We start from the raw sequence: 13,556 nt of genomic DNA, 5'->3' as shown, positions 1-13,556 counted from the left end.
GAAAGGACGTTTGCCATGACAGCAGCGATAGAATCTATTCTTCCTTTTATTGATAAAAAAGAAGTGATTGAACTGACAAGGAGTCTTATTCGTATACAAAGTGTCTATCGTCCAAATGTCGAGGGCGGAAACGAGGAAAAAGTCGCCCGGTTCATAGTTGACTATCTTAAGAACATCGGATTAGAAGTTTATTATGAAGAAGTGGTGCCAGGACGGCCAAATGTTATTGCGGTTTATGACTCTGGCATTCCAGGCAAAACTCTCTTATTTGAAGGACATACGGATGTAGTGACTGAAGGAGATATTGATTCATGGACATATGATCCTTTTGGCGGAGAAGTCAGCAATGGCAGAATTTATGGCAGAGGTTCTTGTGATACGAAAGGAAACCTTGCTGCAGCCATTTCTGCTGTTCATTCTATAAAAAAATCAGACGCTGCTTTTAATGGGAAAATAATCCTTTGTATCCCATGCGATGAAGAGGGAATGATGATCGGAATTAAAGATTTTATAAAAAAAGGATGGGCAGATGGAGTGGATGGAGCTATTATCTGTGAACCTGAGGAGAATCAGCTCTGTATTACACAAAAAGGGGCGATGCGCATTGTATTAAAAACTTACGGAAAAATGGCTCATGGTGCGATGCCGCTCACCGGAATTAATCCAAATACACGAATGGCTAAATTAATCGTAGAATTGGACCAATTGGAACAGCGGGAAAAAGAACGGATGGGTGAACATCCCTATCTTGGATGGCCTAGTATTACTCCAACTATCTTGCAAGCGCCGGTTAAGGGAGAACCGCAAATCAATGTAGTTCCCGCACAATGTATGACTACACTGGATATTCGGACGGTTCCCGGGCAAGAGCATCATCAATTGAGGAAAGAAATAGAAGTCATTATTGAACAGCTGGGTAAAGAAGATCCACATTTCAAAGCTACACTTGAATTGATTGAAGACAGACCTTGGACAGAAACATCAAAAGATCATGAGGTGGTACAAGCAGTAGCTCAGGCTTATAAGCAGGTTACAGGCAAAGAACCCGTATACAATGGGGTCCCTGGGGCGACAGACGGGACGTTCCTTCACCTTGCAGGTGTGCCGATCATTACAACAGGAGCAGGTGACCGCCATATTCCCCATCATGCCGATGAATATGTTGATATTGATGAGCTCGTTGAAACTGTGCAAATCTACACACTTTCTGCTCTTAACTTTTTAAAGTAGAACTCTACACAGTAAAAATAACATCAACAATCATATAATCAGTTCATTCTATTAAATGAAATAATATTGATGGGAAGTTGAATAAAAGAGGTGTGTCATGAGGCTAACTTTTGGCACACCCTTTTTTCACTGTGAAAACGGCTAGAAGTGCCTGTTCTTTCATGGTGGGCAGGTGTATATATAGACTAATCGGATGAGAAAAATCTGGGCCATGGAATGAAATCCGCTTTGAGCCTCCGTGGTACATGGTTCTGGAACGACACTCCATTTTATTTTTCCGGGGCTAAAGAGTGACCTTTACCAAACATCATATTACTCTTTGTATTTCTGACTTCCGGCATTCACAATGACAACTTCTATTTGGATCTCAGACAGAGAATCTTCCCGCAGCTTATATTTTTTTGTGAGTTCAGGTGATGAGCGGTATGTGGATGCAGTCAAATTATACAAATCTGCGTCCAGCTTAATTCCGTTTTCATATGTGCGCTGTACATCATTTTTAATTTCTTGTTTGATTTTTTTCTTTAAACTGGTCAGTGAAGGTTCATCTACACTTTCATCAATGAAAGCCTTAGTATTCAATTTAACAGTATAGTGCAATCCATCCTTTACAGGTTGATGAAGAGTGATTTTATAGCCCTTCACCAAGAGTTCAACGACAGTTTTTTCATGAGGGATTTCAAGTTTATTTTCTTTTTGCTCCTCTGTTAACCATTGTAGTCCTGAAAGATCTTCGTAACTCAAAAATCCCTTGGATTTCATCTTGGATACAATAAAACCTCCATTTACTTGAGGGGTGGGGGGCTTTTTTTCATCTTCCTGCCATTTTCCCTGAGAGATAATAACATTCGGAATCAGGATCGATCCATAAGGCTCATTGCCGCCTCTCATCAGCATCTGCATTTTTAAAGGATTTACAGCATGATTCCGGCTAAGCATAATGTCAGGATGAAACATGACTTTATATGTTGGTGCCTGATTAAAGAGAGACTTTGTTTTCAAAACTTCTGACAAATCCTCAGATGTGCCGAAAACCCAAGAGGTATATCTGATTAACGGATCATGGCCTATGTGAGAGATAACTTCTTCTAACTTTTGATTAATAACCCTCTCACTTAGCAAGATTACCTGTATGTGGCCATAGTACAGGGGATATTGGGATGCCTTCTCCAATTTCCTGAACGCCATCGTTAAGCTATCTGCTTCCTCTTTTCCTACCAGTACTGGGGACTCCGAAGGCTGGGATCCTCCAGCTTCTTGCTTTGCTATGGAAGAAAAAACGGCAGATTCTGTGTATACAATATACTTTCCATCTTTATAGTCCACTCCTAATGCCTCAATATAAAGCTGATCGCTAATTCCCCGGCTTCCCCAGCATCCGCTCAGAACGGTACTGATCGAAAAAAGCAGCAGAAAAAGTTTTATATGTTTAGTGATCATTGTTGTCACCTTGACGGGATGAGTCCTGAGGAAACATCGATTTATCTCTTTGTTTCATAAGCGGAAAAGGCAGTTTGAGAAATGTTTTTAGAAAGTCTGAAACATTAGGTGCAGCCAATGTTGCCAAGTAAGGATAGTCAAATGAACGCAAGGACCCCAGAAGCAAAAATAAGCTGAGCATTGATATAAAAAAGCCGAATAATCCAAACAAACCGCACATCAAGAGGGTATAAACACGTAAAAAAAGCAAATTTCCGCTTAACGATTGGTTCACGAATGTATAGCTTGCGATCATGGTGATTGCTACAACAACAAGTGTAGTAGGGGAAGTAAGACCTGCACGAATGGCTGCATCTCCTACGATTAACCCTCCCAATACAGCTACAGTCTGACCGACTGCCCTCGGCAGCCTTGCGCCAGCTTCTTTAAACAATTCGAACAATACGACCATAATCATCATCTCAAGCGGCAAGGATAAAGGAAGTCCGGTTCGAGAAAGAGTAAGAGTTGCAAGCAGCGGATAAGGGAGCTGATCCTGGTGGAAGGTTGTTAGCGCAACCCACAGACCAGGGAGTGAAATCGTTGTAAATAATCCCGTAAAACGCAGAAGCCGTTCAAAAGTAACCATATAAAAACTTGCGTTTGAATCCTCTGGTGATTTTAATGTAATCCCTAGTGTCGCTGGTCCTATCAGGACCGTAGGGGATCCATCGACAATAATGATGAAATGACCCTGAACCAAGGATTGAACGGCATAATCAGGACGTCCTGTATTATCAAGTAAAGGAAAAATAGAAAAGTAATGATCTGATAAGGCCTCTTCTAAATCACTGCTGCTCACCAAAACATCAAGATCTAATTGTGTGAGACGATGATGAACCCGTTTTACTAAATCCTGATCGATAATATCATTTACATACAGCAGAGATACAGAAGTCTGGCTTCTCTTTCCGATCGTATAGGATTTACTATGCAGCGAGGAAGATTTAAATCGTTTTCTAATTAGGGCGAAATTCGTTTCTAAATCCTCAATAAATCCATCTCGCGCTCCTCTGATCGAAATTTCTGTATTGGATTCTTCAGGGCTTCTTTTAGGTGTGTTTGATAGATCAATTGAATAAACATAGCTTCCATGATCTTTTGTTATTAGAACATTGCCTGAAAACAGACTGCGTTCTATCAACTGAAGCTCTTGATCAGTAAGGGAAAGCTTGTTTACTGTAAAACGGTTTCCTATCGATTGACAATCTAAAGTTTCACCTTTTTCGATTATTGATGTCAAAAAAGGAAGCAGCGTTTCCTCCATAATCTGAACATCTGTTAACCCCTTGCAAAACAAAAGCGTATAACCGCAAGGAAATTCTTCAGTAAATAAGCGTTTCTTAATGACCACATCCATATTGTTTTGAAAATAGGACAAAAATTCATTTAGTACAATAGCTTTGACATTAGCGGCAGCATTATGTGTCATACAGTTTCCTCATTTCTTAAGTAGGACGTAAATACAAATGATGCTGATGAGCGGAATCATAACGTACATCTGGAAGGGAAAAAAGTAATGATAGAGATACCTGAAAATGACAAGGTTAGATATTGGAGCAAGTGTATAGCCGATTACCAGAATGTATAAAAGACTTATTATCCAAATTCTATATTTCCTTGCATTAATCAAATGTGATCCTATATAAATAAGGAAACTGATTCGGATAAACGCTCCTGAAATCCATTGGAAAATGGACAGAAAATCCATTCTGGTAATTTCTTTGCTGATGGTAAGGAGCTTCCATTGCTCAAATGCAGGATAGCGGAGCTTGCTTGCCTCGTATGGTCCAAACTCAGCGATTGCTGCCATCAAAGGACCAAGCATGAGTCCCATTAAGATAAAAGCCACCAGGAAAATATGCTTCCATTTCAAAGGCTTATTCGTATACTGGACCATAAATAAAAGCGTGCATAATTCTGTAAGTCCAGAAAAAACGTAGGTTGTGCCCTTTATTATTGGTCCTGGTCCATGTTCAGCGATGGGAAGAAGCATGGAGTAATCCTTATGCTGAATATTTCCAATTGCGATGAAAAAACCAAAGGCAACAACCAGCGGAAGAGCAATCATAGCAACAATGCCTAATTCCTGAATACCTTTATATGTTCCGAAAAAACACAGTAAGCCTAACAAAATGCAAAGAACAAGCGGTGGAGTATTCATCAAATAATTGGTTTTTGTCCAAGTAACTGTATCTCTGAAGGTCACTGCAGCATTCAAATAAAAATATAGGAACAAAATCACTGATAACAGAAAAACAGGAACACTTCCAAGACGAGACTTCAAATAGTCTAAAAGGTTTTGATTTCCAATCTTTTTAGTAACTGCACCTATTAATAGAATCCAAATGATATAAGGAACGATTGAAACAGCAACACTGAGCCATGAGTCTCGCCCGGCAGCCGAAAGAATAAGCGGTAAGATAAGAACGTGATTGACTAATCCGGAAGACATGATAATCATGAAATAGATATGGATAGGAGCAATTCCTGGCTGAATTCGCATGTTTTCCCCCATTGTTATTAATAAAAGTTAGTATTTAGTTAAAAAATGGGTTTTATACGATAATTTGGTGGTGTTTCCCTGATTTTCAACATAGTCAGGCAGTAAAGAGTTAATAAGTTTCGATATGAAAAAAGCGGGTAAAAAACTAATAGAACGACGCTTATATAAAGAAGGGATGGATTCAAATGTCAGAACAAAATCATATTATTAATAAAAATGAAGGTCTGGAAACAGAAAAAGTTGAAAGCCGCATAGCGACGATTCCTGATGAAAAGATGGAAGATATTCTGGGGAGTTTTGAAAGCTTTAAACAGTATTTGGGGAAAAGGGTGGCACTAGGCGAAAAACTCGGACTAAATGAAGAACAATTAGCCAAAACAGCAGAAAAGGTAGCAGCATACCTTGCTGAAAATGAGGAACCGAGAAATAGAGAAGAAAAATTGCTTCAGGAACTTTGGAAAGCAGGCGGGCACGAACAGCGCCATCAATTGGCGCATATGCTTGTCAGGCTTGTTGGAAAAGAGAACGCATAAAATCATTAGAAAAAACTAGAGCGGAATTTTCCGCCCTAGTTTTTTCTTTTATGAATGGGAACGGCAGGATCGTTCGGCATAATAAAAGATAGGGTGATAGAGGTTAAACTCATACGTATGCCGCGTCCACAATGCCGACCATTTTTTCAATGTCGTAAAGGTCCAGCATAGAAACATAAAAACTGCCATTTCTTTAGCAGATGCTCAATTATTCTTAGAAGGAGAACAAACAACAAATTCTCGGATGCAGCTGTTTGAAAATCACAAAAAATCGATTCACAAACAATTAAGACGCTGGGGGCTACTGGAAAAAAGCTTGATGATAAGATTGCTGCTTATAAAGAATTAATAAAGAAAAGCACTATTAATAAGCAAAATTAACAAACCATTAAAAAACCTGTTAACGGACTTCGAACCTGTTACAGGTTTTTTATGCTGTACGTTTGTAATCTCCCGTTCATGTTGTGTTCACCTTGCTTATTTATAATTTTCGTATCAAGAGAATTGGAGGAAGCAAAATGATTCTGGCATGGAAGGAAATCAAAAAAAACAAGGCCCGTTTTATCATTTTAGGATTCATCATTTTTTTAGTGAGTTTTCTGACGTTTATGATTTCTGGGCTTTCAAATGGATTATCCAAAGATAATGCATCTCTGATAAAAGATTTGCCTGATGGTCATTTCTATATGAATGCAGATGCTGAAGAAAATTATCTCGCATCTAAGATTGATAAAAAGATTGAGGGAAATGTCCTTGCGGAAAATAAACAGGCATCTGTCCTTGCAATCCAAATGGGTTTTATAAACGATGATCAAGATAAGCAGCATAGTGTTGCATTTGTGGCAGCAGCTCATTCGCCATTTTTTGAAGAGGTCGGAAAAGGAGAAGTGATTCTAGATCGTTCTTTAAAAGATGAAGGAGTGAAAATAGGAGATAAGGTAAAAAACAAACAATATAGTAAAGAACTGATCGTAAAAGGGTTTGCAGATCACAAGAAATTCAGTCATGCTCCTGCAGCTTTTATTCATAGAGAAGATTACAAAGAAATTTTTAAAGGAACTGAGATGCAGTTAATCTTTATTCCAGAACTAGTTGAGGCTCCATCTATTACCGGACTTCAGTCTTTTACGAATGACGAGTTCCTCAGCACAATTCCCAGCTATAGCGCGGAGCAGATGTCCCTGAATATGATTTCCTGGTTTTTAATAGTCATAAGCGGCATGCTGTTTACTATTTTTTTCTACATGATGAATGTTCAAAAAATAGGGCTGTACGGAATATTAAAAGCCATTGGCATGAAAACGAGGTCGTTGTTTGTTATGATGTGGAGCCAAATGATGATCATCACGCTCGCTTCACTTGGAATATCAGTTCTATTGAGCCAAGCGTTAGAAACCGTTGCTCCTGAGGGATTGCCATTTTATTTGCCGGCCAAAACCAGTTTTCAGTTTTCACTCGTTTTTATAGCAGTTGGGTTCATTGGGGCTACATTATCAGGTATTCAAATAAAAAAAGTCGAACCATTAAAAGCCATACAACAGGGAGAAGGGTAAAATGACAATATTACAGCTGAATGATGTGAAGAAAACGTTCATTTATGGTGAAGAGGAAGAACAAGTATTAAAAGGAATTAGCCTATCTCTTAAAGAAGGTGAAATCACTGCGTTAGTAGGGGCCTCAGGTTCAGGGAAGAGTACGCTTTTGACGATTGCTGCAGGACTTCAGCGTGCAACACATGGGAATATTCTTTTTAACGGTGAAAATGTAAGTGAAATGAGTCAAGACCAAATCAGAAATTTGAGAGCCAATCAGTTTGGCTTTATTTTTCAAGCTTCTCATCTGGTCCCATTTCTTACGGTTCAAGATCAGCTAATTCTCATGCTTAAACTCTCTGAAACAAAGCTAAAGAAACAGGAACAAAGAGACGAAGCAGCAAAGCTGCTAAAATTGACAGATCTGTATCATCGGAAGGATGCATATCCCCAATCTTTATCAGGTGGAGAAAAACAGAGAGCTGCTGTAGCCAGAGCCTTGATACACAAACCAAAAATCTTATTTGCGGATGAACCGACAGCCAGTTTAGATTCTAAAAGATCAAAAGATATAATGAAATTAATCAAACAATTAACAAAAACGATGAAGATTACCACAATGATGGTTACTCACGACGAAGAAATGCTTCTTTATGCAGACAAAGTCGTTACAATAAGGGATGGGCTGGTTTTCAATTAATGCAATAATCATGAAAAGACTGCCGGAATCTGAGGCGGTCTGATTTTGTCCATATTAATTTGATTACAATAGTGAATGATAGGTTTATTTCTTATCTAAGGGGAAGAGAACATGAAAAGAATTTTAGTAGTGGACGATGATCAGGATATGGTGAAGTATATCCAGATAGAGTTAAATCGAGCAGGCTATAATGCAATCGGCGCCTATTCTGGTAAGGAAGCTCTTTCCATATTAAATAAAACGTCGGTCGACTTAGCTGTAATAGACATTATGATGCCTGGTTTAAATGGTTTTGAAGTAACAAGAGAAATGAAAAATATTTGCGAGGTGCCTGTCATCTTATTAACGGCAAGGCATCACATAGAAGACAAAGAAAAGGGATTTCAATCAGGAACAGATGATTATGTCGTAAAACCATTTGAATTTAAAGAATTACTATATAGAATACAAGCTATTTTAAGAAGATATCAAAAACATCAGGATGAGCTCCTGATTATTGGTTCTATCAAAATTGACCGCAGAAGCTATGAAGTTCAGGCGGAAAGCGGGACGCTGATGCTTCCGCTTAAAGAATTCGAAGTCCTGAGCCTTCTCGCATCTCGTCCAAATCATGTGTTTACCCGCGAACAAATAATTGAAAGTGTGTGGGGAATAGACTACACAGGTGATGACCAGACTGTCAATGTTCATATGAAACGAATCCGCAGCAGGCTTTCCAGCAAGGCGCCTGATATACAAATTACAACAGTCCGCGGAGTAGGGTATAAGCTGGAGGAGCTGACATGACCCATTCACTCTACCTGAAGTTCGTTTGGTTTACTCTCATTACAATGATCATCAGCAGTTTAACATCCTTCTTTGTTATGAATACGTATTATCACCAGTATGTAAAAAAAGAAAATGATAAGAAGAATGCAGCGATTGCGGCTGAGATGTCGGCATATTTAGAAGGTTTGAGTTCCGATCAGCTAAGTGATGCTTTTGAAATGCTGGGCGCATCCGGTTATCAGCTATATGTGGAGGATCAAAGCGGAAGCGGTTCTTTCTATGGAGGGGAGTACCGGGATAAAACTTTGCCCAAAGAGGTTATTTCTACTGTCATTGACGGGGAAGTGTACCATGGAATGCGAGACTACCCAAGAGAAACGTTTGTGACAGGATTTTTTGCAAATGAGCTAAAAAATTCAGTAGGTGTTCCATTGGAAGCGGATGGAACAAAATATGCTCTATTTATTCGTCCTAACATCGGCCTGCTGTTTGGAGAGCTTCGTTTTTTATTCGGAGGTCTTGGTATTGGTCTATTGCTTTTAAGTGTTTTTGGCATGATTATTGCTGCAAGGAAATTAATTCATCCAATTACTCACTTGACCAACGTGACAAAAAAACTGGCCGCTGAATCGTTTGATGAACCGATTAACATTTCCCGCCGAGATGAAATCGGCCAATTAGCTGAAAGTTTTGATGCAATGCGTGTGCAAATCAAGCAGCTGATGACAAAAAGAAAAGAGTTCGTAAATAATGTTTCACACGATATTCAGTCACCGCTGCATACGATTCAAAGCTACCTTGCGTTATTAAATAAGCCTGATGTGACAAAAGAAGAGCAATTCGCTTATCAGAAAATTATTCATCAAGAAACGTCCAGATTGTCTGAATTAACTAAACAGCTGCTTGCATTAACCGTTTTGGACGAATCTCTTGCAGTTCAAGATCAGAAACTTCTTTCAATAAATAAACAATGGTTAGACACGATTAACCACAATAGATGGAAATTAGAGGAAAAAGAAATGAGCCTTTCTCATTCTTTGAAAGCAGAAGATATCAAAGGAAATGCAACCTTGCTTCAAACAGTATGGGAAAACCTTTTAAATAATGCGGTTAAATATAGTGAAAAAGGCGGAAGTATTCATATTGAAACAGATAATAATGAGGATCAGGTTACGATCATAATCCGCGATGAGGGGATTGGAATGTCTGAGGATGAGAGAAAACAGGCGTTTGAGAGATTCTATCGTGCAGATAAGGCAAGAACACGCAAAACCGAAGGGACAGGTCTTGGTCTTTCGATTGTGAAAAAGATTGTAAAGTTGCATCATGGCAGTATTTCAATCGAAAGTGAACCTTTAAAGGGGACTTCAATCACTATTTCCTTACCTAAAGGGTAGCAAAAAGATGATATTTGTAAGAATCAGGGTTACATTAGAGTAAAAAAAGCTGAAGTAATTATACTTGAACTCATTTAAAAGAATATATACACCTACTCAAATCGTTCTTATTTGGTTATTTACGAACAATGCGCAATTGATCTCTATATAGAGTTTAAATATGATGGATAGTGGGTAATTTACGAAGCATGTCGATTGATTGACCTACTTGCTCATACAATTCTCATTCACTGGTATCCGATTAGCAGTCCTCTGGAAACATGGTATTTCATTCTTTGAATGATCATTGTGGGGGTAAATCATTTGAAGGGAACGGAAACCTCTAAGTGCAATCAAACTTTATGCAGGGGAAAGAAATAAAAGAAGCCGGTATCAATGATTACTTGGTAATCTTTGATACAGGCTTTTTAATTCAATAAGTTAATTGTCATTATATAAATTTAACATCGGGCCTGTTGCAAGTTGCTGCAGGACCTTTAATATTCGTCTGGATATTTTTCTGACAAAGCATAAAAATTATAAAAGGAAGCCGAATGGCTGCACTCCTTTCAATCTTTTATTCTAGAAAGACCCTTTCACAAAGGAGTTTCCAATCAATCACTTTATTTTTCTATGGTTACAATACTCTCTGCCATCTCTGGAAAATCAATAAATGGGTTCCGATTGCCTTGAAGTTCATAGATAGCTAGGTTGCGATGCTTTTCATAGATGGATACCGGAAATGTTTGATGCCATTTTAGCAATAAAGAGACATTCTCTAGTTCTTTTTTTATTGTGTTTGGATAGCGAATTAGGAAATAGAGTGTTGCTCTGGCAACGATTCCTTTGCCGTATTCTGGTTCGAATTTACTTTCTTCAGTCTTGCCGCAGCCATCTTTGATTCCTAGAATCCATCCTTCAGGGACATAATCGTGGAAATCATAGTAAGGATGGTTGCTGCGACTGCTATTGCAGGTGGGTTCGCAGGCAAATAGATGATGCAAGTCTCCTCTCATCGGTTCTTTTTTATCGAACCATGATTGAGGAACTACATGTTCACAGTTTAATAGATCTTCCGAGAAGCTGCCAATTAACCCTTTTGCCTGCATTTCATGGAGTCGAACGTCCTCCTCTATGACAGAAAGCGGATTCATCCCTTTTCCAGAATAAAGGCTTTTTAATTGACCGTTTTCCTGCAAATCAACCCAAGGGTACACATAACGGTGCGGGCTGTAGTTTAACTGATCTGTATGTGTTTTTTCAAGCAATGTATGAAGGCTGTCTGACAGATTAGCATCCGTGAATGAAATGCTCTGGTAATATTGATCCTTGACTTCCTTATCTTTCTTTTCGTCATAATAGGATCGATTTTCTTTATATTTTAAAAAGTCTGACTTGGCCGTTTCCCGTTCACTGTATAGCAATTCTAGCTTTTCCATTATAATTTCAACGCCTGAGCAGATATCTTTTGGTTGAACACATCCGATAAGCAGTCCTCTGCTGTTAAGTACAGCAATCCGTTGCCTTCGAGTTTTGGCGAGTTTCCTAGCGGAACCGTTCTCTTTATTAATTGTGCATACAGCTCATGCTCTGTGAGATTTCGCTCAAAGTTTTTGTTGGCAATCTCTTTAATGAGCGCAAGTGAACCGGATATATGAGGTGTTGCCATCGAGGTTCCGCTTAGTTTTGCATACTTTCCCTTTAAATACGTTGAAAGGATTTCTTCACCAGGAGCTACTAAGTCGACTTCATTATTCGAATTTGAAAATTCAGAAGAACGGCGTTGCAGATTAATAGCTCCAACGCTAATGACTTCGTTGTAGCAGGCAGGATAGGCCAATTCATTTGAAGAATCCTGTCCATCTCCCTCATTTCCAGCAGCGCATACTACTAGAATTTGCTTAGCGATTGCGTTTTGAATAGCTTGATGCAACTCAGAAACATCCTCAGAACCACCAAGGCTCATGGAAATGATATCCGCCTTTTGTTCAACTGCATAGTTAATTCCATTTATGATCCAGTCGTATTGACCTGATCCATTTTTATCAAGAACCTTTAAAATCAGTAGACTCGCTTCAGGTGCAACCCCAACTACTCCTGTATCGTTATGGACCGCAGCAATTGTGCCAGCCACATGGGTTCCATGGCCATTATAGTCAGTATATACATCAGGATTTCCATTATCATCACCAGTGAAATTCCGTCCTCCGATAATCCGCTCACTCAAATCAGGATGGGTGACATCGCAGCCTGTGTCCAATATCGCAACCGTGATTCCCTTCCCTTTCGATTTCTCCCAGATTTTTGGAGCCGCAATCAGTTCAATACCTTTTGGCACCTCAGACACCGCTTCGACCACTGCATTTACTTGATACGGAATTAAATGTAATTTTCGCTCCATTTGTATACCTCCTGGCAGAATTAATTTTCTGTTTATTCTTGGTAGTTACTAATAGTTTAACAATTCAAAATCTATATAAACAGTTACAATAGATGTGTTTTTATCGAACTAATGTTCCTGTTTTGCGTTTGTCCCAGGTTACGATAATCATGACTGACTTCTTAGATCAACACGTCATCTAGCTGGTTTAGATACAAGTTGGCTTAACCATGAAATAAGAACCAATAACACTGTGAAGAAATGTACTTAAACTAAAGAATCAGGTTAGTACAACAATAAGCATCACTAATTAAAGGAATTTTGCTCTTCAGTATAGAAAGAACAAATAATTAAAAATGTTAGGGGATAAAGGAGATGTCAGAACAAAGCAACCAATCCATTCAGATTAAGCCTTGGGAAGATAAGGACCTTGAATTACTTTTTCGTATGAACACTCCAGAGATGTTGAAGCACCTTGGGGGTCCGGAGAGTAAGGAAAAGGTTTTGAAACGACACAAACGGTATCTTGAGCCTGGTAATTGGGGAAGTATGTTTAGCATTAAAATGTTACCAGATATAGAAGCAGCAGGATCTGTTGGATACTGGGAAAATAATTGGAATGGTGAAAATGTGTATGAAACTGGATGGAGCGTCTTACCATCGTTTCAGGGGAAAGGTATAGCAACAATGGCAGTGAAATTAGCATTAGTTAAAGCAGCTGAGCAGAACAAGTATAAGTACGTTCACGCTTTTCCTTCAATCAGTAATCCTGCTTCAAATGCAATTTGTCAAAAGCTTGGCTTTCAATTTATCTCCGAATGCGAATTTGAATACCCGCCGGGGAGCTTTATGCGGTGCAATAATTGGCGTTTAAACTTAATTGATTATCAAGAAGTTTTCTCTAAGAAAGATAACAAAGATGGGATGTAAATGGGCTGCCGCCAGCAAAACGCGGATTTACTTTAAGCAACTAAAAAAAACGAAAAAAGCCCAGTTTCTTAATATTAATACTAAGAAACTGGGCTTTTTAATATTGGAATTTCTTAACGTTG

12 protein-coding genes are annotated in these 13,556 nt (G+C 38.8%); 7 read left to right on the top strand and 5 right to left on the bottom strand.

What is annotated here, in order from left to right; all coding sequences use genetic code 11:
* Positions 1–15 precede the first annotated feature (15 nt).
* Entirely contained in the window at positions 16–1,230 is a 1,215-nt protein-coding gene (locus QLQ22_RS14965; protein WP_252207076.1) for a M20 family metallopeptidase, read from the top strand.
* 312 nt (positions 1,231–1,542) lie between these two features.
* On the opposite strand, the gene QLQ22_RS14960 is transcribed toward QLQ22_RS14965, so the two are convergent.
* From QLQ22_RS14960 to QLQ22_RS14950, 3 genes are read right to left on the bottom strand one after another with little or no spacing between them, the layout of a single operon-like run.
* On the bottom strand, positions 1,543–2,670 hold the full coding sequence (locus tag QLQ22_RS14960) for a Ger(x)C family spore germination protein (RefSeq protein WP_252207075.1): 1,128 nt from the start codon (positions 2,668–2,670) through the stop codon (positions 1,543–1,545).
* Positions 2,660–4,141: a spore germination protein gene (locus QLQ22_RS14955; protein WP_284015079.1), complete on the bottom strand. Its 1,482-nt coding sequence runs from the start codon at positions 4,139–4,141 to the stop codon at positions 2,660–2,662. The genes QLQ22_RS14960 and QLQ22_RS14955 overlap by 11 nt, the downstream gene beginning before the upstream one ends.
* Positions 4,142–4,150: 9 nt before the next feature.
* Positions 4,151–5,215 carry a GerAB/ArcD/ProY family transporter gene (locus QLQ22_RS14950; RefSeq protein WP_284015078.1) on the bottom strand — a complete coding sequence of 355 codons (1,065 nt, stop codon included), beginning with the start codon at positions 5,213–5,215 and terminating at the stop codon, positions 4,151–4,153.
* Positions 5,216–5,400: 185 nt separating this feature from the next.
* On the opposite strand from QLQ22_RS14950, the gene QLQ22_RS14945 reads away from it, so the two are divergent.
* From QLQ22_RS14945 to QLQ22_RS14925, 5 genes are all read left to right on the top strand, one after another.
* Entirely contained in the window at positions 5,401–5,748 is a 348-nt protein-coding gene (locus tag QLQ22_RS14945; RefSeq protein ID WP_252207072.1) for a DUF3243 family protein, read from the top strand.
* A gap of 518 nt (positions 5,749–6,266) precedes the next feature.
* Positions 6,267–7,301 (top strand): ABC transporter permease, encoded by a 1,035-nt coding sequence (locus QLQ22_RS14940; protein WP_252207071.1) that lies wholly within the window; start codon positions 6,267–6,269, stop codon positions 7,299–7,301.
* Between the two features lies 1 nt (position 7,302).
* Positions 7,303–7,980, top strand: a complete 678-nt coding sequence (locus QLQ22_RS14935; RefSeq protein WP_252207070.1) for an ABC transporter ATP-binding protein — start codon at positions 7,303–7,305, stop codon at positions 7,978–7,980.
* Positions 7,981–8,091: 111 nt separating this feature from the next.
* Positions 8,092–8,766, top strand: a complete 675-nt coding sequence (locus tag QLQ22_RS14930; RefSeq protein WP_252207069.1) for a response regulator transcription factor — start codon at positions 8,092–8,094, stop codon at positions 8,764–8,766.
* Positions 8,763–10,145, top strand: a complete 1,383-nt coding sequence (locus QLQ22_RS14925) for a sensor histidine kinase (RefSeq protein WP_252207068.1) — start codon at positions 8,763–8,765, stop codon at positions 10,143–10,145. Before QLQ22_RS14930 ends, QLQ22_RS14925 begins: the two co-directional genes overlap by 4 nt.
* 602 nt (positions 10,146–10,747) lie before the next feature.
* Here QLQ22_RS14925 and QLQ22_RS14920 read toward each other — a convergent pair.
* Together QLQ22_RS14920 and QLQ22_RS14915 are read right to left on the bottom strand one after the other, a co-directional pair.
* Complete coding sequence (locus QLQ22_RS14920; protein ID WP_223435771.1) at positions 10,748–11,563, bottom strand: endonuclease I family protein; 816 nt, start codon at positions 11,561–11,563, stop codon at positions 10,748–10,750.
* On the bottom strand, positions 11,563–12,525 hold the full coding sequence (locus tag QLQ22_RS14915) for a S8 family peptidase (RefSeq protein ID WP_284015076.1): 963 nt from the start codon (positions 12,523–12,525) through the stop codon (positions 11,563–11,565). The genes QLQ22_RS14920 and QLQ22_RS14915 overlap by 1 nt, the downstream gene beginning before the upstream one ends.
* A 354-nt stretch (positions 12,526–12,879) precedes the next feature.
* Between QLQ22_RS14915 and QLQ22_RS14910 the strand changes: the two genes are divergently transcribed.
* Positions 12,880–13,434, top strand: a complete 555-nt coding sequence (locus tag QLQ22_RS14910) for a GNAT family N-acetyltransferase (RefSeq protein ID WP_252207066.1) — start codon at positions 12,880–12,882, stop codon at positions 13,432–13,434.
* The last annotated feature ends 122 nt before the right edge of the window (positions 13,435–13,556 follow it).

The sequence above is a fragment of the Metabacillus hrfriensis genome (genome assembly GCF_030127205.1).
GTDB classification, from domain to species: Bacteria; Bacillota; Bacilli; order Bacillales; family Bacillaceae; genus Bacillus_P; species Bacillus_P dongyingensis.
This window is presented reverse-complemented; position numbering and strand designations above follow the sequence as displayed.

Bases quoted from the DNA above. Each gene is read 5' to 3' on its own strand.
- QLQ22_RS14965 (WP_252207076.1), top strand. From the start codon at position 16: ATGACAGCAGCGATAGAATCTATTCTTCCTTTTATTGATAAAAAAGAA.
- QLQ22_RS14960 (WP_252207075.1), bottom strand. From the start codon at position 2,670: ATGATCACTAAACATATAAAACTTTTTCTGCTGCTTTTTTCGATCAGT.
- QLQ22_RS14955 (WP_284015079.1), bottom strand. From the start codon at position 4,141: ATGACACATAATGCTGCCGCTAATGTCAAAGCTATTGTACTAAATGAA.
- QLQ22_RS14950 (WP_284015078.1), bottom strand. From the start codon at position 5,215: ATGCGAATTCAGCCAGGAATTGCTCCTATCCATATCTATTTCATGATT.
- QLQ22_RS14945 (WP_252207072.1), top strand. From the start codon at position 5,401: ATGTCAGAACAAAATCATATTATTAATAAAAATGAAGGTCTGGAAACA.
- QLQ22_RS14940 (WP_252207071.1), top strand. From the start codon at position 6,267: ATGATTCTGGCATGGAAGGAAATCAAAAAAAACAAGGCCCGTTTTATC.
- QLQ22_RS14935 (WP_252207070.1), top strand. From the start codon at position 7,303: ATGACAATATTACAGCTGAATGATGTGAAGAAAACGTTCATTTATGGT.
- QLQ22_RS14930 (WP_252207069.1), top strand. From the start codon at position 8,092: ATGAAAAGAATTTTAGTAGTGGACGATGATCAGGATATGGTGAAGTAT.
- QLQ22_RS14925 (WP_252207068.1), top strand. From the start codon at position 8,763: ATGACCCATTCACTCTACCTGAAGTTCGTTTGGTTTACTCTCATTACA.
- QLQ22_RS14920 (WP_223435771.1), bottom strand. From the start codon at position 11,563: ATGGAAAAGCTAGAATTGCTATACAGTGAACGGGAAACGGCCAAGTCA.
- QLQ22_RS14915 (WP_284015076.1), bottom strand. From the start codon at position 12,525: ATGGAGCGAAAATTACATTTAATTCCGTATCAAGTAAATGCAGTGGTC.
- QLQ22_RS14910 (WP_252207066.1), top strand. From the start codon at position 12,880: ATGTCAGAACAAAGCAACCAATCCATTCAGATTAAGCCTTGGGAAGAT.